Raw genomic sequence first — 25,702 nt, 5'->3', positions numbered from 1 at the left:
CAATCAATCCAATAACGATAGGGTGACGGGCGTCAGGTGGTTATCTTCCACCCGCACCTGCAATTGGCCTTCACCGAGGCGCGCGGTCAGGCGCTGGCCGGTGTGGGTTTGCGCGGCGTTGCGGATCGCCTGGCCACGTTCGTCCAGCAAAATGCTGTAGCCACGGCCCAGGGTCGCCAGTGGGCTGACCACTTGCAGCGTCTGCACCTGGCTTTGCAGTTGCAAGCGACGCGCCTTGAGGCCTTCGCGCATGGCGCGCGGCAGGCGTTCGGCGAGGCTGTCCAGGCGCTGGCGCAGCAGGGCCAGCTGACGGCCGGGGTGCTGGCCGGCGAGGCGGGTTTCCAGGCGGATCAGGCGTTCGCGGCGGGTATTGAGGCTGCGTTCGAAGGCGCGGCGCATGCGCATGTCCAGGTCATCCAGGCGCTGGGCCTGTTGGCGCAGACGTTCGCCGGGATGACGCAGGCGACGGGCCATGCCTTCCAGGCGCAGGCGCTCATGACTCAGGCGATTGCGCATCAGCATCACCAGGCGGCGGTGCAGGTTTTCGACCTGGCGCACCAAATGGCTGGCATCGGGGGCGAGCAACTCGGCGGCAGCGGAGGGCGTGGGCGCGCGCACGTCGGCCACGAAATCGCAGATCGACACATCGGTTTCATGGCCGACGGCGCTGACAATCGGCGTCACGCACGCGTCCACCGCACGCGCCACGGCTTCTTCGTTGAAGCACCACAGATCTTCCAGAGAGCCGCCGCCGCGAGCGAGGATCAACGCGTCAAAGCCGCGCGCGTCGGCCAGCTTGAGGGCGCGCACAATCTGCGACACGGCCTCGCGACCTTGCACGGCCGTGGGGATCAGCGTCAATTCAACGTTTGGCGCGCGGCGGCCGAACACGCTGATGATGTCGCGGATCACCGCGCCTGTGGGCGAACTGATGATGCCAATGCGCCGAGGGTGCGTCGGCAGCGGCACCTTGCGTTCGGCACTGAACAGGCCTTCGGCGCTGAGCTTTTCCTTCAACGCATCAAAGGCCAGGCGCAGCGCGCCATCACCGGCGGGCTCTACGGTGTCGAGGATCAATTGATAGTCGCCACGGCCCTCGAACAGCGAGACCTTGCCGCGCACTTTGACCGCCAAGCCATCCTTCAAGGCCTGGCGCACCCGTGCGGCGTTGTTGCGAAACAACGCGCAACGCACTTGGGCGCCGCTGTCCTTAAGGGTGAAGTACACATGGCCGGACGCCGGGCGGGCGAGGTTGGAGATCTCGCCTTCGACCCAGATATTAGTGAACACGTCTTCGAGCAACACCCGCGCGCGGCCGTTGAGCTGGCTGACAGTCAGGACTTCGCGGTCCAGGCCCAGACGGGCAAAAGGATCTTTAATCATGGGCGGCAGTTTATAGGCATTCGCGCAAGGTTTGGCAGAATTGCTCGACCAGCGCGCTCGGCGTCTGCGCGCAGGCCAGGGCCACGGTGCTGAGGCAGTCCGGATCAGCCAGGGGCAAAAAGTGCAGGTTGGCGGGTGCGATGTCCTGCATGGATTTTGGTAACAAGGCAATTCCGAAGCCGGCCTGGATCAGTTGCAGCTGCGTGGTTTTGCGTGACATCACCCGTGCAGCCTTGGGGAAAAATCCGGCGCGCATGCAGAGTTCGGCTGACAGATAACTCAGGCCGCCGCGCTGAGGATGGGGGATCGAGATAAACACTTCGTCCTTGAGCTGTTCCAGTTCGACAGGTGCATTGCTGCGGGCCAGCGCGTGGTCAGGCGGCACAGCCAGCACCAGCTGTTCGCTGTACAAGGGCACCACCCGGACACCTTCGCGTTGGCGCAACACCGGCAAGCGCAACAGCCCGACTTCAAGCCGACCTTCGGCGATTTCCTCAAGTTGCGCTTCAGAGGACAGTTTGACGATGTCCATCGACACGCCAGGGCAGCGCTCCAGCCAGGTGCTGATGGCTTTCAACAAGTGCCCGCTCATCGGCACGGTGCTCGAGTGGCTCAGGCGCAACGTGCCCAGCTGGCCATTGCCCACCTGGGTGGCCATTTCGCTGGCCTTGAGCAACTCGCTCAGCAGGTTGCGCGCCCGTGGGTAAAAGGCTTCGCCGGCCGCCGTCAGCCGGGGTTGGCGCGCGGTGCGTTCGAACAGTGGCGTTTGCAGCTGGGTTTCCAGCTCCTTGATTTGTCGGCTCAGGGCCGATTGCGCCACAAACAGGCGTTCGGCGGCGGCGCTGAAGCTACCGCTGTCGGCGATTTCGACGAAGTAGCGCAGTTGGCGAGTGGAGATCACGCGTCATGCCTTTTCGAGATGAGTGGAGGGCTTTGAAGATATTAGTCGCAACACTCGTCGATGGCTAAAGTGCACGTCATCTCTTTCAAGGAAGTGCCCATGAGCCCGGTTGAGCTGATGAGTCAGTGGTCGTTCAGCGGCGTTGATTGGCTGGTGATCGGCCTCGGCATTGTCATGGCCTACGTCGTGTTTGGTATCGCAGGCTTTGGTACGGCGCTGGTCGCGGGGCCGATCCTGGTTGTGTTTATGCCGTTGTCGAAACTTATCCCGCTGCTGGTGTTGCTCGACTTTGTCGCGGCCTTTGGCAACCTGCTGCAATCGCGGCGGGAGGTGAACAAGCCGGAGCTGTTGCGATTGCTGCCGTGCATGGCGATTGGTTGCACGCTTGGGGTGGTGTTTTTGCTCAATCTGCATTCGGACCTGTTGCTGCTGTTGATGGGGCTGTTTATCAGCGCCTATGCGATTTACAGCCTGGCGGTAAAGGCGCGGCCGACGCAGCTGGCGGCGGGCTGGTCGATTCCCATGGGCACGGTCGGCGGGTTGTTTGGTGCGTTGTTTGGCAGTGGCGGCTTTTTATATGCGATCTACCTGAACAGTCGTTTGCCCAAGGACGCGGCGCGGGCCACGCAAAGTGCGTTGATCAGTTGCAGCACCGTGGTGCGCCTGAGCCTGTTCCTGATTGCCGGGGTGTACGCGGACTGGCCGCTGTTGCTGTTGGCGCTGTGCCTGTTGCCGGCGATGGCCTTGGGGCTGTGGGTGGGGCGCAGGCTGACGATGCGTATGTCGCGTGAAGCCTTTGTGCGGTTGGTGACGTGGCTGGTGCTGGCGAGCGGCCTTGCGTTGATTGCCCGTTACTTGAGTACTTGACCTGTGGGTATCAGGGATTAAGCTGCCGGGCTCTGGGGTCTTAATCGCGGGCTTGTCCGTGATGGGGCCAGAAGCCACACCGCAGGACTCTCATGAACTCCCAAAGCATCCTTGTCCCGAAAATTTCCACCTTGCCCGTCCACGAACCCCGCGCGCGGGCAATCGTGCGCTGGCTGGTGCGCAAGAACATCATCAAGGAAGAGCTGACCACCTGCGGGCGCACCGGCAATCGCATGGGCTACGCCCTGGCCGACGGCGCTCGCGCCGTGGTGTTGCACCCCGAAGCGCTGCCGTTCAACGAGCCGATCAATGGCCTCGAGATTATCTACAAACGCTGCATCTACACGCCGGCCAAGGGCTTTCTCGAAGAAGCCGGCTGCCCTGAATGCCTCAAGGAAGTCGGCGAGGCACTGTTCGAAAGCCTGGAAGACTGGATGCCCGGCCACACCGACAACTTCACCTGCCCGCTGTGTGGGCATGAAGATGACATCAACGGGTTTCTATTCCTGCAGGAATGCGGGTTTTCCAACCTGGGGTTCATTTTCAACAATTGGGCAGAGGCGGGCTTCAAGCAGAGCTTTATCGACGAATTTGCCGATTGGTTGGACCAGAAGATGAGTTGGGTCAAAGTCGAGCTTTAACCCTTCTATCAGTATTACCAAGTTTGTCAGAGTTTTACATTGAGCCTGACAGGGTGCATGTATATAATGGCGCGCTTCCATTTTCCCGCTCGGGAGCCCCCGCGATGCTGCGTATCAGCCAAGAAGCTCTGACATTCGACGACATTCTCCTAGTGCCCGGTTATTCCGAGGTGCTTCCTAACGAAGTCAGTCTCAAGACCCGCCTAACCCGTGGCATCGAGCTGAATATTCCCCTGGTTTCTGCTGCCATGGACACCGTCACCGAAGCCCGTTTGGCAATCGCCATGGCTCAGGAAGGCGGCATCGGCATCATCCACAAGAACATGACCATCGAGCAGCAAGCTGCCGAAGTGCGCAAGGTCAAGCGTTACGAAGCCGGTGTGGTGAAAGATCCAATCACCATCGAAGCCGACGCCACCGTGCGTGACCTGTTCGACCTGACCCGCCTGCACAACATCTCCGGCGTTCCGGTGCTGCACGATGGCGACCTGGTCGGCATCGTCACTTCCCGCGACGTGCGTTTCGAGAACCGTCTTGAAGTCACCGTCCGCGAAGTGATGACGCCTAAAGAGCGCCTCGTGACTGTCAAGGAAGGCGCCGACAAGAACGATGTGCGCGAGCTGCTGCACAAGCACCGCATCGAGCGCGTGCTGATCGTCGACGACAAATTCGCCCTTAAAGGCATGATGACCGTCAACGACATCGAAAAAGCCAAGGCTTACCCGCTGGCCAGCAAGGATGACCAAGGTCGTCTGCGCGTTGGCGCTGCGGTCGGCACCGGTAAAGACACCGGTGATCGCGTTTCGGCCCTGGTCGCTGCCGGCGTTGACGTGGTGGTGGTCGACACCGCCCACGGTCACTCCAAAGGCGTGATCGACCGCGTGCGCTGGGTCAAACAGAATTTCCCTGACGTGCAAGTGATCGGCGGCAACATTGCCACCGGCGCTGCCGCCAAGGCCCTGGCCGAAGCGGGCGCCGACGCCGTCAAGGTCGGCATCGGCCCGGGCTCGATCTGCACCACGCGTATCGTCGCCGGTGTGGGCGTGCCACAAATCAGCGCTATCGCCAACGTCGCCGCTGCTCTTGAAGGCACCGGCGTGCCGTTGATCGCCGACGGCGGCATCCGTTTCTCCGGTGACCTGTCCAAGGCCATCGTCGCTGGTGCTTCCTGCGTGATGATGGGCTCGATGTTCGCCGGTACTGAAGAAGCGCCGGGCGAGATCGAACTGTTCCAGGGTCGTTCGTACAAGGCTTACCGCGGCATGGGTTCGCTGGGCGCCATGTCCCAGGCGCAAGGCTCTTCTGATCGTTACTTCCAGGACTCCTCGGCAGGCGCCGAGAAGCTCGTACCGGAAGGCATCGAAGGCCGTGTGCCGTACAAAGGCACCCTGAGCGCGATCATCCATCAACTGATGGGCGGCCTGCGTTCCTCGATGGGCTACACCGGCAGCGCCGACATCGAAGAAATGCGCACCAAGCCTGAATTTGTACGGATCACCGGCGCCGGCATGGCTGAATCCCATGTCCACGACGTGCAGATCACCAAGGAAGCGCCAAACTACCGCGTAGGTTGAGGCTTCCAGCAAAATGTTAAGTAACCGGGGCTGTTTTATTCAGCCCCGAGTTGTTTCTGAATTACATAGACGAGACTGATCCTCATGGCCCTCGACATTCACGCCCACCGCATTCTGATCCTCGACTTCGGTTCCCAGTACACCCAGCTGATCGCCCGCCGCGTGCGCGAAATCGGTGTGTACTGCGAACTGCACCCGTTCGACATGGATGACGAAGCGATTCGCGAATTCGCCCCTAAGGGCGTCATCCTCGCCGGTGGCCCCGAGTCCGTGCACGAAGCCAACAGCCCGCGCTGCCCGCAAGCCGTATTCGACCTGGGCGTGCCCGTCTTCGGTATCTGCTACGGCATGCAGACCATGGCCGAGCAACTGGGCGGCAAGGTTGAAGGTTCCGAGCTGCGTGAATTCGGTTACGCCCGTGTTGATGTGGTCGGCAAGAGCCGTCTGCTGGACGGCATCGAAGACCACATCGACGCCGACGGCCTGTTCGGCCTCGACGTGTGGATGAGCCATGGTGACAAGGTCACCAAGATGCCGGAAGACTTCCACATCCTGGCCAGCACCCCGAGCTGCCCGATTGCCGGCATGTTCAACGACGAGCGCGGCTACTACGGCGTGCAGTTCCACCCGGAAGTGACCCACACCAAGCAAGGCGGTCGCATCCTGTCGCGCTTCATCCTCGACATCTGCGAGTGTGAAGCCCTGTGGACCCCGTCGAAGATCGCTGAAGACGCCATCGCCCAAGTGCGCGCCCAGGTCGGCACCGACAACGTGCTGCTCGGCCTGTCCGGCGGCGTTGACTCCTCGGTAGTTGCTGCCCTGTTGCACAAAGCCATCGGCGACCAGTTGACCTGCGTGTTCGTCGACAACGGCCTGTTGCGCCTGCACGAAGGCGAGCAGGTGATGGCTATGTTCGCCGAGAACATGGGCGTCAAGGTGATCCGCGCCAACGCGGAAGACCAGTTCCTGAACAACCTGGCCGGCGAGTCCGATCCAGAGAAGAAGCGCAAGATCATCGGCCGCACCTTTATCGACGTATTCGATGCCCAGTCCAACAAACTGGACAACATCAAGTACCTCGCCCAGGGCACCATCTACCCTGACGTGATCGAGTCGGCCGGCGCCAAGAGCGGCAAGGCCCACGTGATCAAGTCCCACCACAACGTAGGTGGCCTGCCTGAGGAAATGAACCTCAAGCTGGTAGAGCCGCTGCGCGAACTGTTCAAGGACGAAGTCCGCCGTCTGGGCCTGGAACTCGGCCTGCCGTACGACATGGTCTACCGCCACCCATTCCCAGGCCCGGGCCTGGGCGTGCGGATCCTCGGTGAAGTGAAGAAGGAATACGCCGACCTGCTGCGTCGCGCCGACCACATCTTCATCGAAGAACTGCGCAAAGCCGACTGGTACCACAAAGTCAGCCAGGCGTTCGTGGTGTTCCAGCCAGTTAAGTCGGTTGGTGTGGTAGGCGATGGCCGTCGTTACGCATGGGTTGTTGCCCTGCGTGCGGTGGAAACCATCGACTTCATGACCGCCCGTTGGGCGCACCTACCTTACGAGCTGCTGGAGACTGTCAGCGGTCGTATCATCAATGAGATCGAAGGTATTTCGCGCGTGACGTATGACGTGTCGAGCAAGCCGCCGGCGACGATTGAGTGGGAGTAATAGGGCGCCCTGCACTGACTAGAGTACAGCGCTAGATTCGTACTTGCGCGGGAAGGGTTTTAGCCAATGCCAGTCAGTTATGCTGACTGGCATTTTGTTTTTGGGTAAAACGCTCCGAAGCAAGAGCTGTGGTTTTTAATAAGCGCCAAAGGCTGGCGTAGATATTAGAGAAACTGTGATCGAATCAAATCCGTATCGAATGGTGTTATCCCTTGGTCCGGCGTAAACACCGTCTGTGCCTGCTGCGGTGACACTACTCGTTCGCCTCGTGCTCGAACGTGTAAATCGAACAGGGTCTTCAAATCCGGCTTTGGTGTATGTATTAAAGCCCGTAGCATCAACGATACCCCACTGAGGTTGTTCTGGACGTTGTTCCACCGCACAGACGAAGTGAGTCCCAGGTCGGCCCAGATCATGCGTCGGTCCTGCAAGTCCATCACGAATGGCAGACAGACCCCTGTGTCGGATGCTATATCGATACGGTCGAACACAGAGCGCGGCTCGAATACTTCACCCGACGCTGTGTCGGTACGGGCCATCCAGCCAGCGAAGCATTCTGGAAGATCGCAGTACGGTTGCTCGGTGAACGAATTGATAGACGTGACGACGTAACGGATACCCTTCTTGACGAGCACATCAAGATCGAGGTCGATGAACTCCGAAGCCCCGTTAGGCGCGTCGACGATGTCACCGCTGTGACAGCCGCCGAAATCCCTGAGGTTGTAGTACGCGACCGTTTTTTTGAATACAAAGTTGGCGTCGAAAAATGCGGCGGACAAGTCGATATCCGTGCGCCCGCTGCCGTTCTTCCACCACAGGAACAGGCGAATGAAACGTGTGTCAGGCATTGGCAGCCGACTGCCTCGCACCAGCGTTCGTAGCGACTTCGATGAGGCGCGTTGCGCCAGCGGCACCCTGTATTCACTTAATGCTGGATCGACGAAACAGCCTCCTAGGGGTGGTAGTGACGCAAAACGCGTGACAAGAGCGTCTTCGCAGATTCTGGCTGCACGCGCCAACACGTCGGGCAAGAGAGGCTCGCGTCGATCCTTGGTGCCATAGATTTTGGCAAATGCACCTTTCGGAGTGAAGGCTCGCAGAGGGAGGGGGCGCGGCGCACGTAAGTGGGTCAGCAACTGCAGCAGGACAGGTGAGGACACTTGTGTGGCAACCGCCTCGAACGCGTCGAGAACGGATTCTGGTTCCGTCGCGCGTCGCAGGGTTACGTCCAGCCGTCGTGCGAACTCCCCAGGATGGCTTTGTAGTATGGTTGTAAGCGTGGCGATGTGACGCTGGGCAAGCAATGTTTCGACACGAGACCCAAATGAGGCTGGCGCCTCGTTGCGACGTGCTGCGGTGATGGCAGCTAGTGCTTTTGGGTATTTATCGGCGTAGTCGCCTGGGTGCAGTACTTCAGCCAGACGTTTCCATCGCTCAGCATGGCGCATCACGTCGTCTACAGCGTTGGGTGTGCGATCGAGCAGGCGCAATAGCAGGCGGCGCATTGAGCGCTTCATCGCTTTGAAACGCGTCGAAGATGTCGTCAGTGACACGTCTCCTCCACTCAACGCGACCGCGAGCCTTAGCACGTCGGTCGCCGTTTCGACGTTTCGCTCCAGGAATGCGTCCACCCGTGCATCGCCGGCTACAAGCAGGATAAGTGCGCCGCCAACCAGCGCGCGGGTTTCCCGGAACGGAACGGCCTCAGGCAGCAGACGGAACACATCGCTTTTGTACTCTCGGATAAACCAGACAACATCGGCAGTGTCCGCTGCGGAGAGCGAGGTGCGCGATGATACCAACGGCTTGAGCAGTGACTCGAACTCAGAGACGCTACCCAGTTCGATAACGCGGGATATGACGTTGCCTTCGAGCATCGCGGGCCGAGCGTGTTCGGTCGGTGGTAAACGCCAAAGCGTCAGGTAGTGCACGACGGCGTTAAGGTACAAGTCCGCCTCTGAGGCCGTCAGAACCTGTTCTGGAAAGTCAGGATAAAACGGCCTGTGATGTACATGGCCGCCAGCTTCTCGCCGCAGGACGGCGACAATTTCGTGTAGCCAGTACTTGAGCTCTGTCGCTGACAACAAGCCGATTTGCTCGATCAGCGGCTCTGACAGTACGCATCGAAACGCCGCGATTTCCCTGATAGCCGACGCGACTTGAGCTTGCGTGGCACCGCCAGTGCCCATCGGAACAAGAATTTTGCTACGGCGACGCAAAAACAGATCCTGATGCATGCTTGATTTTCTCCTTGGCCGCCGTCGTGTACGAGTTGCAGCATCGTCCTACAGCTGATGTAAAAACGCCTGCAAGAAGCAGGCGCAGTGTGGAGAGCGAAACCCCTAGGTCATAGGAGGTTAGAAGGAAGGTGTTCCATAGCCACGGGGGGCATCCTACGTCAGGTTGGATCTGTTTTGTAAGGCCGCTGCTTATCTGAACGGTAACAAGCTGCTTCGCCAGAAGAATAGAGGCTGATAAGCGGCCATACGAGTGGCGTCCTGATTGGCCAAAATGTCCCTCCGGAGGTGGTGAAGTTCCACTCAGGCTTCAGGCGTTTAGAAAAACTCATCCAACAGGCAGTAAAACTTCATCCGCTGCTCATCAGGCTCAACACCATAAAGCTCAAAGAATGGCTTTACCCATTCCGGCCCAACGTTACGTTCGATGCTGCGTGCCGCCAGGGTCAGGTCTTGATGGCGGTCGCTGATGCCAAGGCGTCCGCAGTCGATAAAGCCGCTGAAACGGCCGTCTGCGGCCATGAAATTTGGCAGGCAGGCGTCACCGTGGGTCACTACCAGGTCGTGGGTGTTGGGCTGATTCGACAAGAGCTCGGCGAACACATCCTCAAGGCTTCGCCCGAGTCGTTCGTCGTCGAAGTCCGTCTCATCGATCAGCCCGGCATTGACGTGCGCCTGCGCGAGCGCGATGCGGTGTTGCAAGGCGTGATCGAAGGGACATTGCGCGATGGGTATCTGGTGCAAGGTGCGCAGGGCTGTCGCCAGGATGTCGACGGTCTGCGCGGCGGACAGAGTGTTGGCGCTGGCCAGATCCTGCCCCTGCACGGCGGTCATCAGCAGCCAATGGTGGTGGGTGTCTATCAGCTCATCCAGTACGACGGGTGCAGGCAAATTAACTTGCCGGAGCCACCGAAGGCGCTCGATTTCGTCCGCAAGTTCGCTGAACTCCACCAGGGGTTCGGCCTTCAGGAACAGATCCGTACCCCCGACCTGGCGCAGGCGAAACACGTCAGCCCGCGATTCACCAATGGCCTGTTGCTCAATCAGCGACTGCGCAAACTGTGCACGCCACTTGTTTGGGATATTCACAGTAGCTGACCTCTCTTGCCTCAGCGCCGCGCAATGTCAGAAAAGTAAAACTTATCCAGCGTATGCCGCGACTCGGTGTACTCGAACTGGCGGCCATCCTGCAAAAACGTCTGGTTGCTCACCACGATCACATGGCTCTGACCTTCGAGGTCCAGATGGGTCTGATCGTCCTTGCTGCGCGGCAGGGCTTCGATGGTGCGTTGCGCGTAGCTGATCTGCAGCTGCAGCGTCTGCTCGATAAACGCGTAGATCGACTGTTCGGCGATGTCGCGGTCCAGGCCGGGGATCAGTTCGGCGACGAAGTGGTTGATGTCGAGGATCACCCGTTTGCCGCCGATGCGCCGTACCCGTTTGATCCGCGTGATCAGGGTGCCGGGTTCGGCTTCGATGTGTTGCAGCAGTGAACCTTCCAACGGGATCTGGCTGAATTCGACGACTTCGGTGCGTACGTCATCGCCCAGGTCAGCGTGGGTTTCGTGGAAGCTGACGATGCCGCCCAGTTGAAACTCGATCGGGTTGGGCGACAGCACGAACGTGCCCTTGCCGTGAATTTTTTGCGCGAAACCGCGCTCCTGCAGCTGCTCGATTGCGCGACGCACGGTGCCACGGCTGGCCTGGTAGGCGTCCATCAGTTCGGTTTCGGAGGGAAGGCGCGTGCCGCGTTGCAGGCGTTCGGTGGTGATGTTGGCAAGCAGATCCGTATAGATCTGGTTGTATTTGCTCATGGGGATGGCTCTATGCCCGACTTGATGAGGGTGAACTGCGCGTTCAAGGCAGGAACCTTAGTGGCAGAGGTGGGCTTTGTCCATTGGCCACCTGTGGAATAGAGGAAAAGTCTGACTCCACATTCAGAAAATTAAACTTTTTGTAACTCGTACAGACGAGTTGTTGCTTTAACTCGTACAGACGAGTACTTTTGCCCTCGGCGTGCTGCCAATGACTGCCCCCAAATAAAAAAATCAAAGTGGAAACCAAGCATGAGCCACGACTATTCGACTATTGCCCGCGAGATTCTCGAGAACCTCGGGGGCAGCGACAACCTTGAGCAGGCTGCCCACTGCGTGACCCGCCTGCGCCTGGCGCTCAAGGACCCGAGCCTGGTCAACAGCGGTGCGTTGAACCAGGTCGATCTGGTCAAGGGGTCGTTCTTCACCGGCGGCCTGTTCCAGGTGGTGATCGGCCCCGGCGAAGTGGAAAAGGTCTACGCCGCGCTGCGCGAGCAGACCGGCCTTGCCGCCGCCACCATTGCCGACGTGAAGAAGAAGGGCGCCGACAAGACCAACGCCATGCAGCGGCTGGTGCGCGTATTTTCTGATGTGTTCATGCCGATCCTGCCCGCGTTGATCATCGCCGGCCTGCTGATGGGCGTTAACAACCTGATGGGCGCCAAAGGCATGTTCATCGAGGGCAAGACGCTGCTTGCGGCGTATCCGAACCTGGATGGCCTGTGGAGCCTGATCAACCTGATGGCCAACACCTCGTTCGTGTTCCTGCCGGCGCTGGTGGGCTGGTCGGCGGCCAAGCGGTTTGGCGGCAGTGAAATCCTTGGCATCGTGCTCGGCCTGATGCTGGTGCACCCGGACCTGCTCAATGCCTGGAACTACGGCAAGGCAGTCGCCGGCCTCGACGGCCAGAGCCTGCCTTACTTCGATATTTTCGGTTGGTTCAAGATCGAAAAAGTCGGTTATCAGGGGCAGATCCTGCCGATCCTCATGGCCGCCTATGTGATGAGCGTCATCGAGAAATGGCTGCGTGCGCGAGTACCCAATGCCATCCAGCTGCTGGTGGTGCCGATCACCACGATTGTCGTCACCGGCGTACTGGCCCTGGCGATCATCGGCCCGGTGACCCGTCACCTCGGCATCCTGATCACCGAAGGCGTGGTCACCCTGTTTGACCTGGCGCCGATGGTCGGCGGGGCGATTTTCGGCCTGCTGTACGCGCCGCTGGTGATCACCGGCATGCACCACATGTTCCTTGCCGTGGACCTGCAACTGATCTCCACCCAGGGCGGCACTTTTATCTGGCCGATGATCGTCATGTCCAACCTGGCCCAGGGCAGCGCCGCGCTCGCCGTGTTCTACACGACACGCAATGCGCGGGACAAGAGCATGGCCTCGACCTCGGCGATTTCCGCTTACTTCGGTATCACTGAGCCGGCGATGTTTGGCGTGAACCTGCGCTTCAAGTTTCCGTTCTATGCCGCCTTGCTCGGCTCGGCACTGGGCAGCATTTTCCTGTCGCTGAACAAGGTGCAGGCCTCGGCGATTGGTGTCGGTGGTTTGCCGGCGTTTATCTCAATCCTGCCGCAGTACATCCCGGTTTTTGTCATCGGGATGGTCATCGCGATTGTGGTGCCGTTTGTTCTGACCTGTGCGTTGAGCATGAAAATTGTTCGGCCTGGATACCGGGTCGCCTGATCGATCGCTATCGCAGGCAAGCCAGCTCCCACACTTGAAATGCGTTCCCCTGTGGGAGCCGGGCTTGCCCGCGATGAGGCCGGCAAGGCCCGCACACAACTCTATTGAAGGAATCCACCATGCAAAACTGGCAGCACTCGGTGATCTACCAGATCTACCCAAAAAGCTTCCACAGCCACGCGGGTAACGCCACCGGTGACCTGCTGGGCATCGTGGACAAGCTCGATTACCTGCAATGGCTGGGCGTGGATTGCCTGTGGATCACTCCATTCCTGCGCTCGCCGCAGCGCGACAACGGCTATGACATCAGCGACTACTACGCCATCGACCCAAGCTACGGGACCATGGCCGACTGCGACCTGCTGATCAGCGAAGCGGCCAAGCGCGGCATCACGCTGATGCTCGACATCGTGGTCAACCACACCTCCATCGAGCACGAGTGGTTCCAGCAGGCGCGCAGCAGCCTCGACAACCCGTACCGCGACTTCTATATCTGGCGCGACCAGCCAAACAACTGGGAGTCCAAGTTCGGCGGCTCCGCCTGGGAATACGAGGCGCAAACCGGCCAGTACTTCCTGCACCTGTTCGATCACACCCAGGCCGACCTGAATTGGGACAACCCCAAGGTGCGCGCCGAGGTGTTCAAGTTGATGCGCTTCTGGCGCGACAAAGGCGTGGGCGGTTTCCGCCTGGACGTGATCAACCTGATCTCCAAGCCCGCCGATTTCCCAGAAGACAACACTGATGGCCGGCGCTTCTACACCGACGGCCCGAATGTGCACCACTACCTGCAGGAAATGCACCGCGAAGTCTTCGAAGGGCATGACCTGATCAACGTCGGCGAGATGTCATCCACCAGCCTGGAGCACTGCATTCGCTACTCCAATCCTGAGTCGAAAGAGCTGTCGATGACCTTCAACTTTCATCACTTGAAGGTCGATTACCCGAACCTGCAAAAGTGGGTGAAGGCCGACTTCGACTTCCTGCAGCTCAAGCAGATTTTCTCTGACTGGCAACTGGGCATGCAGGCCGGTGGTGGCTGGAATGCGCTGTTCTGGTGTAACCACGACCAGCCGCGGGTGGTCTCGCGTTTTGGTGACGACGGCGAGCACCGCGTGGTCTCGGCCAAGATGCTCGCCACGGCGCTGCACTTCCTTCAGGGCACGCCGTATGTGTACCAGGGCGAAGAGCTGGGCATGACCAATCCTGGCTTCAACAAGATCGAGCAGTACCGCGATGTCGAGACCCTGAACATCTTCCGGCTCAAGCGCGATGCCGGTGAGTCCGAGGCCGCCAGCATGGCGGCGATCATGCAGAAGTCGCGCGACAACGGCCGCACGCCGATGCAGTGGAGCACTCAAGCCAACGCCGGTTTCAGCAGCGGTGAACCCTGGATCGGTATTCCAGCCAACGCGGCGCAGATCAACGTCGAAAGCCAACGGGATGACCCGGATTCGGTGCTGCATCACTACCGTGCGCTGATTGCGTTGCGTCGGCATGAGCCGCTGATTCAGGCGGGGGTTTATCGCCAACTGCTGCAAGACCACCTCCAGGTCTGGGCCTACCTGCGCGAAGGTCATGGCGAGCGCTTGCTGGTGGTGAACAACTTCTATGGCAAACCCTGCGAAATCCAGCTGCCGCAAGGCGTGATCAACGCCTCAAGCGAGCAACGCCTGCTGATCAGCAACTACCCCGATTGCCCGTTGCGTACGGCCACGGTGGTGTTGCGCCCCTATGAATCATTCGTCCTGCACCTGACCGACTGAAACACCGCGAGTCACCCGTAGGAGCCCACTTGCCGGCGATAGCGCCCTGAACGCGCCAATGCCAGCGAGCCGGCCTCTGCACGCCGCGCGTAAGACAAAAACTAAGAAAAAAATAAAAATAAAGGAGTGCTTCATGAAAACAACAATAAAGTTGGGCCTCATTGCGTCATGCCTTACCGCACCTTTTGCCGCGCAGGCCCTGGAATTTGCCGGTTACTTGCGCAGCGGCGCGGGCACTTCAACGGGCAGTGGCAAGCAGCAGTGCTTCCAGTTGCCGGGGGCGCAAACGAAGTACCGTTTGGGTAACGAATGCGAGCAATACGCCGAACTGGAATTGCGCCAGGACCTGCTGACCCTTGACGACGGCTCGGTGCTCAGCGTCGATGCCATGGCGTCGTTGTACAACAAATACGACCGTGCCCTGAAGTTCCAGGGCGAAGACAACGGCTCGGCGCGCATGCCGCAGATGTATGCGCAGTGGTCCAATTTGCCCAGCCTCAATGGCGGCTCGGTGTGGGCGGGCCGGCGTTACTACAAACGTAACGACATCCACATCTCCGACTTCTACTACTGGAACCAGAGCGCCACCGGCGGCGGCGTCGAGGACGTGCTGATCGGCGACCTCAAATACAGCTACGCCATTTCCCGCAAAGACAACCTGTACCAGAAGGAATACGCCACCCGTCACGACTTCAACGTGGCGGGGTTCAAGACCAACCCCGGCGGTGAACTGGAGTTCGGCTTGAGCTACATCGAAAAAGCCGGTGGTCGTGACGCCAACAGCGGTTGGGCGATCACGGCGCAGCACGTGCAAAAACCTTTCCTGGGCGGCAAAAACAAGTTTGCCTTGCAGTACGGCGAAGGCCCCGGCACGGGCTTGGGCTACACCGGCAACACGGCTTTGGATAACAGCAGTAAAAGCTACCGCGCCGTGGAGTTCTTCGACTGGCAGGTGACTCCGCGTTTTGGCGGGCAGGTTGAGGCGGTGTACCAGAAAGACATCCGTCCTGGCAGCCAGGACCAAACCTGGATGTCCATCGGCGTGCGCCCGGCGTATGCCATCAGCGAGCAGTTCAAACTGGTCACCGAACTTGGGCATGATCAGGTCGACGCCACCGGTGGCACGCGCAAGTTGAGCAAATTCACCTTCGCCCCGACCTGGTCGCCCAACGGCCCGGAATTCTGGGCGCGGCCGGAAGTGCGTTTGTACTACACCTATGCAACCTGGAACGAAGCGGCCACGCGCGCGGCGAATGAATTGGCGGCAGGCTCGGCGTTGTCCGACACCGGCGCCTACGGCACAGCGCGGCATGGCTCGAATGTGGGTGTGCAGGTCGAATACTGGTGGAAATAACGCGGACCAAATGTGGGAGCGGGCTTGCCCGCGAAAGCGGTATATCAGGCAACACATCTATTGAATGAACCACCGCATTCGCGAGCAAGCCCGCTCCCACACGGATTTTTACAGAACAAAACAGCAGGTGAAGTCATGACCACAACTCAACCCCTGGAACTGCTGGCGCCGCTGTCGGGTGTGCTGCTGGCGCTGGATCAGGTGCCCGACCCGGTGTTCGCCAGTCGCATGATCGGCGACGGCCTGTGCATCGATCCCACCTCGCAGACCCTTTGCGCGCCGCTGGCCGGGGTGATCAGCAGTCTCCAGGACAGTGGCCATGCCGTCAGCATTACCGACGACAACGGCGTTCAGGTGCTGATGCATATCGGCCTGGACACGGTGAACCTGGCAGGCCAGGGCTTCACGCGGCTGGTGCAGGAAGGCCAGCGAGTGGAAGCTGGACAACCGCTGATTGAATTCGATGCCGATTACGTGGCGCTCACCGCGCGCAGTCTGTTGACCTTGATGCTGGTGGTCAGCGGCGAGCCGTTTACGCTGTTGGCGCCGGACGGCAATTGGGTGGATGTGGGCCAGCCGCTGTTGCGGGTATCACCCGGCGAGGCAACTGCAGCCGTCGCGCAGGAGGAGGGTGATGCCCTGTTCTCCAAGCCGCTGAGCTTGCCCAACGCCAATGGCCTGCACGCCCGCCCTGCGGCGGTGTTTGCCCAGGCGGCCAAGGGTTTTGAGGCGAGCATTTACTTGCACAAGCAAACCCAAAGCGCCAACGCAAAATCCCTGGTGGCGATCATGGCGCTGCAAACCGCGCAGGGCGACACCTTGCAGGTCAGTGCGGCGGGTAACGATGCCGACGCGGCGATCAAGGCATTGGTCGCGCTGTTGGCCGAGGGCTGCGGCGAAACGGTCGCGGCACCGACGCAGGTGGTTGAGGCGGTTGCGCCCGAGTCGTCGGCCGCGCTGCTGCGCGGCGTGTGTGCGTCACCGGGTTCGGCGTTTGGCCAAGTTGTGCAGGTGGCCGAACCGGCGCTGAACATCACTGAAAATGGCATCGGCGAAACCGCCGAGCGCGACGCGTTGACGCGTGGCCTGCTGGCGGCAACCGAGGCGTTGCAAACCCTGCAAACCAAGGCGGCCGGCAGCGCCCAGGCCGAGATTTTCAGGGCTCATCAGGAGTTGCTCGAAGACCCGACCCTGTTGGAGCAAGCCCACGGCCTGCTGGCCGAAGGCAAAAGCGCTGCCTTTGCCTGGAACAGCGCCACCGTTGCCACCGCCAAGCTGTTCCAGGGCTTGGGCAATGCGCTGCTCGCCGAGCGCGCGGCGGATTTGGCCGATGTCGGCCAGCGCGTGCTGAAGCTGATTCTCGGTATTCAGGACCGCGCATGGGACTTGCCCGAGCAGGCCATCCTGATTGCCGAACAACTGACGCCGTCGCAAACCGCCGGCCTGGATACCCGCAAGGTGCTGGGGTTTGTCACTGTCGGCGGCGGCGCGACCAGTCATGTGGCAATCCTCGCCCGTGCGCTCGGCCTGCCGGCGATTTGCGGTGTGCCAGGGCACGTGTTGGCACTGGCCAATGGCAAACAAGTCCTGCTCGACGCCGACAAAGGCGAGCTGCACCTGGAGCCAGACCTGGCTGAAATCGAAAAACTGCAGGCGGCCCGTGATCAGCAAGTGCAGCGCCGTCAGCGTGAGGTGGCGCAGGCGGCCTTGCCGGCCACGACCCGCGACGGCCATCACGTTGAGGTCACGGCCAACGTCGCTTCATTGCAGGAAGTGGAGCAATCCCTGGCTCTGGGCGGTGAAGGCGTCGGCCTGCTGCGTTCGGAATTCCTCTACCTGGACCGCAACCGCGCACCCAGCCCCGAGGAGCAAGCGGGCACTTACAGCGCCATCGCCCGCGCCTTGGGCACTGAGCGTAATTTGGTGGTGCGCACTCTGGACGTGGGGGGCGACAAGCCGTTGGCCTATGTGCCGATGGAAAGCGAGACCAACCCGTTTTTAGGCTTGCGCGGTATCCGCCTGTGCCTGGAGCGCCCGGAGCTCCTGCGCGAACAGTTTCGCGCGATCCTCGCCAGCGCCGGGTTGGCGCGGCTGCACATCATGTTGCCGATGGTCAGCCTGCTGTCGGAGCTGCACTTGGCGCGCAAGATTCTTGAAGAGGAAGCGCTGGCGCTGGGGCTCGAAGCGTTGCCCAAGCTGGGCATCATGATCGAGGTGCCGTCTGCGGCGCTGATGGCCGATGTCTTTGCCCCGCATGTGGACTTTTTCTCCATCGGCACCAATGACCTCACCCAATACACCCTGGCCATGGACCGTGATCACCCGCGGCTGGCCAGCCAGGCTGACAGCTTTCACCCGGCGGTGTTGCGCCTGATCGCCACCACCGTCAAGGCCGCGCATGCCCATGGCAAGTGGGTGGGCGTGTGTGGCGCGTTGGCGTCCGAAGCGTTGGCGGTACCCATGTTGATCGGGCTTGGCGTGGATGAGTTGTCGGTCAGCGTGCCGCTGATCCCGACCATCAAGGCCACCGTGCGCGAGCTGGACCTGGCCGACTGCCAGATCATCGCCCGCCAGGTGCTGGGCCTGGAAGAAGCCGCGCACGTACGCGAGGCCCTGCGCCAGTACCACGCGGCTACCGTTGAAACCTCACCTGTCGTGGAGCACTGAGCATGTTCGAGAAATTGCAGCGGGCGTTCTGGAAAGCCCTGACCCCGGATTTGATTGCCGAGACGGTCGCGGCGCCGACGCCGGGTCTGTTGTCGGCCAGCGTGCTGAGTGCATTGGGTGGCGCGGATAACCTCGAGTCGCAGCAACGCGTGGCGCTGACGCGGGTGCGTGTGCAACTGCAGGATGCGGCGCGGTTGGATGAGCCGGCGTTAAGGGCGGCGGGTGTGCCGGGGGTGATGGTGTTGGGCGGCGGCGTCGTGCATTTGCTCACCGGTCTTTAAGGCGACCACTCTCTAATGTGGGAGCGGGCTTGCCCGCGATCGCGGTGTGTCAGGTAACGAATAGGTTGACTGGCCGGCCGCCATCGCGGGCAAGCCCGGCTCCCACAGGGTTTTGTGGTGTTTGGGAGAGTGGCTTACAGCTGCGGGTTATCTTCCGGCGGCTTGGTCTTGTCCACGCCCGGCACGTGCAAGTTGCCGTCGACCACTTGGTTGCCTTCCAGCTGCGGCTGGGTCACCCAGGTGAGGATGTCGTAGTAACGCCGGATGTTCGCCACAAAATGCACCGGCTCACCGCCGCGCGCATAGCCATAGCGGGTTTTGCTGTACCACTGCTTCTGCGCCAGGCGCGGCAGCATCTTTTTCACGTCCAGCCACTTATTGGGGTTCAGGCCGTCCTTCTTCGCCAGCGTGCGCGCGTCTTCCAGATGGCCGGTGCCGACGTTGTAGGCGGCGAGGGCGAACCAGGTGCGATCCGGCTCGGCGATGCTGTCGTCCAGCTCATCCTTGATCTTGGCCAGGTATTTGGCGCCGCCCATGATGCTTTGCTTGGCGTCCAGGCGGTTGGACACGCCCATCGCCTGAGCGGTGTTCTGGGTCAGCATCATCAGGCCACGCACGCCGGTCTTGGAGGTGACGGCCGGTTGCCACAGTGATTCCTGATAGCCGATGGCCGCCAATAGGCGCCAGTCGACTTTTTCTTCCTTGGCGTAAGTCCGAAAATGCTTCTCGTATTTGGGCAGGCGTTGCTGCAAGTGCTGGGCAAAGGTGTAGGCCCCGACGTAACCGAGCACATCGACGTGCCCGTAATAGCGGTCTTTAAGACGCTGCAGGGTGCCGTTCTTTTCCACCTTGTCCAGGTAGCTGTTGATCTCGTTGAGCAGGCTGTTGTCATCGCCTGCCGCCACGGCCCAGCTTTGGTGGCTGGCATTGCCGAGGTCGAAGGCCACGCGCACGTTGGGGAAGTACACCTGGTTCATCGCGACTTCGTTGGAGTCCACCAGGGTCAGGTCGATTTGCCCTTCGTCCACCATGCGCAGCAGGTCGACCACCTCAACGGCGTCGGACTCTTCATATTCAATCGCGGGATTTTGCTTTTTAAGCGCCGCCAATTGCTCGGCGTGGGTGCTGCCCTTGAGGACCATGATCTTCTTGCCCACCAGGTCGGCTGCGGTGGTGGGGCGCGACTGGCCGTTGCGGTAGATGATCTGCGGCGTCACTTCCAGGTAAGGGTGCGAGAAGCGCACCTGCTGCTCGCGCTGTTCGCTGCTGACCAGACCGGCGGCGGCCAGAACCGGGCCGTTGGGTTTGCCCAACTGGCCGAACAGGTCATCAAGGTTGTCGGCGGTCTCGATTTCCAGCTTCACGCCCAGGTCGTCGGCAAACCGCTTGACCAGTTCGTATTCGAAACCGGTTTCACCGTTGCGGTCCTGGAAATAAGTGGCCGGGCTGTTTCGGGTGATCACCCGCAATACGCCATCCTCCTTGATTCGCTCGAGCGTGCTGGGTTTATCAACACAGGCGCTGAGCATCAGGAAGAGTCCGGTTGCGATCAGCCATTTGGCGCATCGCGGGCGCAAAGCAGTAGGGAAGAACATCTGCGCAGTATACGCAAACGACCCTCAGCGCCATATCTCGACAGCAGCGCACTTGTCTGCTAGCGCCCGCAGAACCGGGCTGCAGCCCGCAGAAACGCGGGTTGGCGAGGGTTTGTGACGGTTAAAATAACTGCGCGCCCAGCCACGGAAAATGCCCCGATACTGTGCAAACCGTGCCAACTGACGTTCGGCAGCGGCCAGCCGTGCCGTTTCGGGTGCCGTTGGCGATGGTTTACGCTAGAATGCACGGCCTCAAAGCACACCCCCTTCCCGAGGCTGTCCCGAAGATGTTGATCCTGCGCGGCGCTCCTGCCCTTTCTGCCTTTCGCCACAGCAAACTCCTTGAGCAACTGAGCCAGAAGGTTCCAGCGGTTACAGGCTTGTATGCTGAATTTGCTCACTTCGCCGACGTAACCGGCGTGTTGACCGCCGACGAACAGCAAGTGCTGGCGCGCCTTCTGAAGTACGGCCCAAGCGTTCCCGTTCAAGAGCCTGACGGCCGCTTGTTCCTGGTTCTGCCGCGGTTCGGCACCATCTCGCCCTGGTCGAGCAAGGCCAGTGATATCGCCCGCAACTGTGGCCTGGAAAAAATCCAGCGCCTGGAGCGCGGTATCGCTTTCTATGTTGCCGGCCAGTTCAGCGACGCCGAAGCCGAGCTGATTGCCAGCAGCCTGCACGACCGCATGACCCAGATCATCGTCAGCCAGCTGGAACACGCTGGCGGCCTGTTCAGCCACGCCGAACCCAAGCCGCTGACTGCGATTGACGTGCTTGGCGGTGGCCGCGCCGCCCTCGAGAAGGCCAACATCGAATTGGGCCTGGCCCTGGCCGAAGACGAGATCGACTACCTGGTCAATGCCTTCAACGGCTTGAAGCGCAACCCGCACGACATCGAACTGATGATGTTTGCGCAGGCCAACTCCGAGCATTGCCGTCACAAGATCTTCAACGCCAGTTGGGACATCGACGGCGAAAGCCAGGAAAAAAGCCTGTTCGGCATGATCAAGAACACCTACGTGATGCACAGCGAAGGCGTTCTGTCGGCTTATAAGGACAACGCCTCGGTAATCGTCGGCTCGGTTGCCGGCCGTTTCTTCCCGGACCCTGAAACCCGCCAGTACGGCGCGGTGCAGGAGCCGGTGCACATCCTGATGAAGGTTGAGACCCACAACCACCCGACCGCAATTGCCCCGTTCCCGGGCGCAGCCACAGGTTCCGGCGGTGAAATCCGCGACGAAGGCGCCACCGGCCGTGGCGCCAAGCCAAAGGCGGGCCTGACCGGTTTCACCGTGTCCAACCTGCAGATCCCAGGCTTCGAACAGCCGTGGGAAGTGCCGTACGGCAAGCCTGAGCGCATCGTGACTGCGCTGGACATCATGATCGAAGGCCCGCTGGGCGGCGCCGCGTTCAACAACGAATTCGGACGCCCGGCGCTGACCGGTTACTTCCGTACGTTCGAGCAGTCCATCACCACCACGCGTGGCGATGAAGTGCGCGGCTACCACAAGCCAATTATGTTGGCCGGCGGCATGGGCAACATCCGTGAAGAACACGTCAAGAAAGGCGAGATTCTGGTCGGCTCCAAGCTGATCGTCCTCGGCGGCCCGGCCATGTTGATCGGCCTGGGCGGCGGCGCTGCTTCCTCGATGGCCACCGGCACCAGCTCGGCAGACCTGGATTTTGCTTCCGTACAGCGCGAAAACCCAGAGATGGAACGCCGCTGCCAGGAAGTCATCGACCGTTGCTGGCAGTTGGGTGACAAGAACCCGATCAGCTTCATCCACGACGTCGGCGCCGGCGGTTTGTCCAACGCCTTCCCGGAACTGGTCAACGATGGCGAGCGAGGCGGTCGTTTCGAACTGCGCAACATTCCAAACGACGAGCCGGGCATGGCCCCGCACGAAATCTGGAGTAACGAATCCCAGGAACGCTACGTGCTGGCCGTCGGCCCTGAAGACTTCGCGCGCTTCCAGGCCATCTGCGAACGCGAGCGTTGCCCGTTTGCGGTGGTCGGCGAAGCCACTGCCGAGCCACAGCTGACGGTCACCGACAGCCACTTCGGCAACAGCCCGGTCGATATGCCACTCGAAGTGCTGCTGGGCAAAGCCCCGCGCATGCACCGTTCGGCCGTGCGTGAAACCGAGTTGGGCGATGACTTTGACCCAAGCAGTCTCGACCTGACCGACAGCATCGAACGTGTGCTGCACCACCCGGCTGTGGCGAGCAAAAGCTTCCTGATCACCATCGGCGACCGCACCATCACTGGTCTTGTGGCCCGTGACCAAATGGTCGGCCCATGGCAAGTGCCGGTGGCCGACGTTGCCGTCACCGCCACCAGCTTCGACGTGTACACCGGTGAAGCCATGGCCATGGGCGAGCGCACACCGCTGGCCCTGCTGGACGCCCCGGCGTCGGGCCGCATGGCCATTGGTGAAACCCTCACCAACATCGCCGCCTCCCGCATCGGCAAGCTGTCCGACATCAAACTGTCGGCCAACTGGATGTCCGCTGCCGGTCACCCAGGTGAAGACGCGCGCCTGTACGACACCGTCAAGGCTGTCGGCATGGAGCTGTGCCCGGAGCTGGGTATCACCATTCCGGTGGGCAAGGACTCGATGTCCATGGCCACCCGCTGGAACGAAGACGGCACCGACAAGAGCGTCACTTCGCCGCTGTCGCTGATCGTTACCGGTTTTGCACCGGTCACCGACATCCGCCAGACCCTGACCCCGCAACTGCGCATGGACAAGGGCACCACCGATCTGATCCTGATCGACCTGGGCCGTGGCCAGAACCGCATGGGCGCCTCGATCCTCGCGCAAACCCACGGCAAGCTCGGCAAGCACGCGCCGGACGTGGATGACGCCGAAGACCTGAAAGCCTTCTTCGCCGTGATCCAGGGCCTGAACGCCGACGGCCACCTGTTGGCTTACCACGACCGTTCCGACGGCGGCTTGCTGACCAGCGTTGTAGAAATGGCTTTCGCCGGTCACTGCGGCCTGAACATCGTGCTCGACAGCGTTGCCGAGGCAGCCTGCGAAATCAACGGCATCCTGTTCAACGAAGAGTTGGGCGCCGTGATCCAGGTTCGCCAGGACGCCACTCCGGACGTGCTCGCACAATTCAGCGCCGCCGGCCTGGACGACTGCGTGGCAGTGATCGGTCAGCCGATCAACAACGGTGAAGTCAATATCTCCTTCAATGGCGACACCGTGTTTGCCGGCCAGCGCCGTCTGCTGCAACGCCAGTGGGCCGAGACCAGCTACCAGATCCAACGCCTGCGTGATAACGCCGACTGCGCCGAGCAGGAATTCGACGTGATCCTGGAAGAAGAAAACCCGGGCCTGAGCACCAAGCTCAGCTTCGACGTCAACCAGGACATCGCCGCGCCTTACATCAAGAAAGGCATCCGCCCACAAGTTGCGGTACTGCGTGAGCAGGGCGTCAACGGCCAGGTGGAAATGGCGGCCGCGTTCGACCGCGCCGGCTTTAACGCGATCGACGTGCACATGAGCGACATCCTCGCCGGTCGCGTTGACCTCAACGCGTTCAAAGGCCTCGTCGCCTGCGGTGGTTTCTCCTACGGTGACGTGCTGGGTGCCGGTGAAGGCTGGGCCAAGTCGGCGCTGTTCAACAGCCGTGCCCGCGATGCGTTCCAAGGCTTCTTCGAGCGCAACGACAGCTTCACCCTAGGTGTGTGCAACGGTTGCCAGATGATGTCCAACCTCAGCGAACTGATCCCGGGCAGCGAGTTCTGGCCGCACTTTGTGCGTAACCGTTCCGAGCAGTTCGAAGCCCGTGTCGCCATGGTGCAGGTGCAGGAATCCAACTCGATCTTCCTGCAGGGCATGGCCGGTTCGCGCATGCCAATCGCCATCGCCCACGGTGAAGGCCATGCCGAGTTCGAAAGCGAAGAAGCCCTGCTCGAAGCCGACCTGTCCGGTTGCGTGGCGATGCGTTTTGTCGACAACCACGGCAAGGTCACCGAAAGCTACCCGGCCAACCCGAACGGCTCGCCGCGCGGGATCACCGGCCTTACCAGCCGCGACGGCCGCGTGACCATCATGATGCCGCACCCGGAGCGTGTGTTCCGCGCCGTGCAGAACTCGTGGCGCCCGGAAGAGTGGAACGAAGACGGCGCCTGGATGCGCATGTTCCGCAACGCTCGCGTGTGGGTGAACTGAGGCGGTGTACAAGCTCAGCTTCTTTGTGCCCGACAGCCATGTGGAGACGGTGAAAACCGCCGTCTTCGCAGCCGGCGGCGGGCGCATCGGCGACTACGACAGCTGCGCCTGGCAAGTGCTGGGCCAGGGCCAATTCCGCGCATTGGACGGCAGCCAGCCGTTTATTGGGCAGGTGGGCCAGGTTGAAGTGGTCGAAGAATGGAAGGTTGAGCTGGTGGTGGCGGATGCGTTGATCGTGGCCGTTGTGGCTGCGCTCAAGCTGAGCCATCCGTATGAGACACCGGCGTATGAGGTGTGGCAGCTGGCGGATTTTTGATTCGCAGATTGCAGAAACAAGAAACCCGCTGGGCCAGTTTGGTCAGCGGGTTTTTTGTTGGCTGTGATGGCCTCTTCGCGAGCAAGCCCGCTCCCACATTTGACCGCATTGCCACGTCGGGCACCGATCAAACTGTGGGAGCGGGCTTGCTCGCGAAGGCGTCGGGACAGGCACCTCAGACCTTTCCCACATGCCTTTCAGGTTGTCCCTCGGAACTGGCCTCACTAATCTTCTCGGGTCGCTGCCAATGTGGCGACCGGGACTGCAAGCCCGCCGAAACCTCACCAGTTACTCCTAAGCGCCTTTATAATTGCGGCGTTTTTTCATGGTCGTCATTTATGGCGGCTGTGTGCGGGAGACCTTCGGGTCTACCGAGGTGCTGGTGGGACTCGGTCTTGCAGGCCCGCGCACAGCTGCCACCCATCAACTGCAAGTGATGTTGGTAGTTCCTAAACTCTCACTAGGAAATACACCATGATCAAAGACAGTCCAAATCCTCCATCTGATTCTCAGCCCGCCGACCAAATCTTCACCATACTCCCCAACCTGAACAGCGAAACCCTCCTCGCCAATGCCTCCCAAGACCTGGCATCCGTGCAGCGTTGGCGGGCAATCTGGCGTTTGACATCGACGGCCCGCAGCGTGATGCGGTGCTGGGAATTCATCGGATGCTGGAGGGTATCCAGTTGATGGTGGATCGGGTGTTGGATTTAGCTGAGGTGCCTGAAACGAAGTAATCGGACGCCTGTCGGGCCCAATCGCGGG

Annotated in this window: 17 protein-coding genes and 1 pseudogene; 12 read left to right on the top strand and 6 right to left on the bottom strand. The window is 60.9% G+C overall.

The features are described 5' to 3' along the window. Positions 1–3: 3 nt before the first annotated feature. Both xseA and ACP7B3_RS21045 read right to left on the bottom strand, forming a co-directional pair. Complete coding sequence (gene xseA, locus ACP7B3_RS21050; protein WP_426180609.1) at positions 4–1,383, bottom strand: exodeoxyribonuclease VII large subunit; 1,380 nt, start codon at positions 1,381–1,383, stop codon at positions 4–6. A gap of 10 nt (positions 1,384–1,393) precedes the next feature. Then, positions 1,394–2,284 carry a LysR family transcriptional regulator gene (locus ACP7B3_RS21045; RefSeq protein WP_262209891.1) on the bottom strand — a complete coding sequence of 297 codons (891 nt, stop codon included), beginning with the start codon at positions 2,282–2,284 and terminating at the stop codon, positions 1,394–1,396. A 99-nt stretch (positions 2,285–2,383) separates the two neighbouring features. Between ACP7B3_RS21045 and ACP7B3_RS21040 the strand changes: the two genes are divergently transcribed. From ACP7B3_RS21040 to guaA, 4 genes are all read left to right on the top strand, one after another. Then, entirely contained in the window at positions 2,384–3,151 is a 768-nt protein-coding gene (locus ACP7B3_RS21040) for a sulfite exporter TauE/SafE family protein (protein WP_426180606.1), read from the top strand. 92 nt (positions 3,152–3,243) lie between these two features. Continuing rightward, a complete protein-coding gene (locus ACP7B3_RS21035; RefSeq protein ID WP_025859262.1) occupies positions 3,244–3,792 on the top strand; it encodes a hypothetical protein in 549 nt (182 codons plus the stop codon). 104 nt (positions 3,793–3,896) lie between these two features. After that, positions 3,897–5,366: an IMP dehydrogenase gene (gene guaB / locus ACP7B3_RS21030; RefSeq protein ID WP_016977684.1), complete on the top strand. Its 1,470-nt coding sequence runs from the start codon at positions 3,897–3,899 to the stop codon at positions 5,364–5,366. 84 nt (positions 5,367–5,450) lie between these two features. Beyond that, a complete protein-coding gene (gene guaA, locus ACP7B3_RS21025) occupies positions 5,451–7,028 on the top strand; it encodes a glutamine-hydrolyzing GMP synthase (protein ID WP_145164180.1) in 1,578 nt (525 codons plus the stop codon). 164 nt (positions 7,029–7,192) lie between these two features. On the opposite strand, the gene ACP7B3_RS21020 is transcribed toward guaA, so the two are convergent. The 3 genes from ACP7B3_RS21020 to treR all read right to left on the bottom strand — a co-directional run bounded on the left by ACP7B3_RS21020 (position 7,193) and on the right by treR (position 11,079). Next, positions 7,193–9,265 (bottom strand): TerD family protein, encoded by a 2,073-nt coding sequence (locus ACP7B3_RS21020; protein WP_369302131.1) that lies wholly within the window; start codon positions 9,263–9,265, stop codon positions 7,193–7,195. A gap of 318 nt (positions 9,266–9,583) precedes the next feature. Next, the gene (locus tag ACP7B3_RS21015) at positions 9,584–10,354 is read right to left on the bottom strand and encodes an APH(3')-II family aminoglycoside O-phosphotransferase (protein WP_426180603.1); all 771 of its coding nucleotides are present in this window, start codon (positions 10,352–10,354) and stop codon (positions 9,584–9,586) included. Positions 10,355–10,374: 20 nt separating this feature from the next. Beyond that, the gene (treR, locus tag ACP7B3_RS21010; RefSeq protein WP_145164174.1) at positions 10,375–11,079 is read right to left on the bottom strand and encodes a trehalose operon repressor; all 705 of its coding nucleotides are present in this window, start codon (positions 11,077–11,079) and stop codon (positions 10,375–10,377) included. 252 nt (positions 11,080–11,331) lie between these two features. Between treR and treP the strand changes: the two genes are divergently transcribed. From treP to ACP7B3_RS20985, 5 genes are all read left to right on the top strand, one after another. Further along, positions 11,332–12,774, top strand: coding sequence for a PTS system trehalose-specific EIIBC component (treP, locus tag ACP7B3_RS21005; RefSeq protein WP_426180601.1), 1,443 nt, complete (start codon positions 11,332–11,334; stop codon positions 12,772–12,774). Between the two features lie 119 nt (positions 12,775–12,893). Next, positions 12,894–14,540: an alpha,alpha-phosphotrehalase gene (gene treC, locus ACP7B3_RS21000; RefSeq protein WP_426180599.1), complete on the top strand. Its 1,647-nt coding sequence runs from the start codon at positions 12,894–12,896 to the stop codon at positions 14,538–14,540. Between the two features lie 133 nt (positions 14,541–14,673). Beyond that, entirely contained in the window at positions 14,674–15,894 is a 1,221-nt protein-coding gene (locus ACP7B3_RS20995) for a maltoporin (RefSeq protein ID WP_426180597.1), read from the top strand. Between the two features lie 135 nt (positions 15,895–16,029). Beyond that, on the top strand, positions 16,030–18,561 hold the full coding sequence (gene ptsP / locus ACP7B3_RS20990; RefSeq protein WP_426180595.1) for a phosphoenolpyruvate--protein phosphotransferase: 2,532 nt from the start codon (positions 16,030–16,032) through the stop codon (positions 18,559–18,561). A gap of 2 nt (positions 18,562–18,563) precedes the next feature. Then, complete coding sequence (locus tag ACP7B3_RS20985; protein ID WP_426180593.1) at positions 18,564–18,842, top strand: PTS transporter subunit EIIB; 279 nt, start codon at positions 18,564–18,566, stop codon at positions 18,840–18,842. Positions 18,843–18,976: 134 nt separating this feature from the next. On the opposite strand, the gene mltF is transcribed toward ACP7B3_RS20985, so the two are convergent. Further along, entirely contained in the window at positions 18,977–20,437 is a 1,461-nt protein-coding gene (mltF, locus tag ACP7B3_RS20980) for a membrane-bound lytic murein transglycosylase MltF (RefSeq protein ID WP_262209869.1), read from the bottom strand. A 287-nt stretch (positions 20,438–20,724) separates the two neighbouring features. Between mltF and purL the strand changes: the two genes are divergently transcribed. The 3 genes and pseudogenes from purL to ACP7B3_RS20965 all read left to right on the top strand — a co-directional run bounded on the left by purL (position 20,725) and on the right by ACP7B3_RS20965 (position 25,674). Next, the gene (purL, locus tag ACP7B3_RS20975) at positions 20,725–24,621 is read left to right on the top strand and encodes a phosphoribosylformylglycinamidine synthase (protein WP_426180591.1); all 3,897 of its coding nucleotides are present in this window, start codon (positions 20,725–20,727) and stop codon (positions 24,619–24,621) included. Positions 24,622–24,625: 4 nt separating this feature from the next. Then, positions 24,626–24,937: an NGG1p interacting factor NIF3 gene (locus ACP7B3_RS20970; protein WP_404484745.1), complete on the top strand. Its 312-nt coding sequence runs from the start codon at positions 24,626–24,628 to the stop codon at positions 24,935–24,937. A gap of 474 nt (positions 24,938–25,411) precedes the next feature. Continuing rightward, a pseudogene (locus tag ACP7B3_RS20965) lies at positions 25,412–25,674 on the top strand (DUF6124 family protein). The last annotated feature ends 28 nt before the right edge of the window (positions 25,675–25,702 follow it).

The organism is Pseudomonas sp. TWRC1-2 (assembly GCF_049896685.1).
In the GTDB taxonomy this organism is placed as follows: Bacteria; Pseudomonadota; Gammaproteobacteria; order Pseudomonadales; family Pseudomonadaceae; genus Aquipseudomonas.
This window is presented reverse-complemented; position numbering and strand designations above follow the sequence as displayed.

Bases quoted from the DNA above. Each gene is read 5' to 3' on its own strand.
- xseA (WP_426180609.1), bottom strand. From the start codon at position 1,383: ATGATTAAAGATCCTTTTGCCCGTCTGGGCCTGGACCGCGAAGTCCTG.
- ACP7B3_RS21040 (WP_426180606.1), top strand. From the start codon at position 2,384: ATGAGCCCGGTTGAGCTGATGAGTCAGTGGTCGTTCAGCGGCGTTGAT.
- ACP7B3_RS21035 (WP_025859262.1), top strand. From the start codon at position 3,244: ATGAACTCCCAAAGCATCCTTGTCCCGAAAATTTCCACCTTGCCCGTC.
- guaB (WP_016977684.1), top strand. From the start codon at position 3,897: ATGCTGCGTATCAGCCAAGAAGCTCTGACATTCGACGACATTCTCCTA.
- guaA (WP_145164180.1), top strand. From the start codon at position 5,451: ATGGCCCTCGACATTCACGCCCACCGCATTCTGATCCTCGACTTCGGT.
- ACP7B3_RS21020 (WP_369302131.1), bottom strand. From the start codon at position 9,265: ATGCATCAGGATCTGTTTTTGCGTCGCCGTAGCAAAATTCTTGTTCCG.
- treR (WP_145164174.1), bottom strand. From the start codon at position 11,079: ATGAGCAAATACAACCAGATCTATACGGATCTGCTTGCCAACATCACC.
- treP (WP_426180601.1), top strand. From the start codon at position 11,332: ATGAGCCACGACTATTCGACTATTGCCCGCGAGATTCTCGAGAACCTC.
- treC (WP_426180599.1), top strand. From the start codon at position 12,894: ATGCAAAACTGGCAGCACTCGGTGATCTACCAGATCTACCCAAAAAGC.
- ACP7B3_RS20995 (WP_426180597.1), top strand. From the start codon at position 14,674: ATGAAAACAACAATAAAGTTGGGCCTCATTGCGTCATGCCTTACCGCA.
- ptsP (WP_426180595.1), top strand. From the start codon at position 16,030: ATGACCACAACTCAACCCCTGGAACTGCTGGCGCCGCTGTCGGGTGTG.
- ACP7B3_RS20985 (WP_426180593.1), top strand. From the start codon at position 18,564: ATGTTCGAGAAATTGCAGCGGGCGTTCTGGAAAGCCCTGACCCCGGAT.
- mltF (WP_262209869.1), bottom strand. From the start codon at position 20,437: ATGTTCTTCCCTACTGCTTTGCGCCCGCGATGCGCCAAATGGCTGATC.
- purL (WP_426180591.1), top strand. From the start codon at position 20,725: ATGTTGATCCTGCGCGGCGCTCCTGCCCTTTCTGCCTTTCGCCACAGC.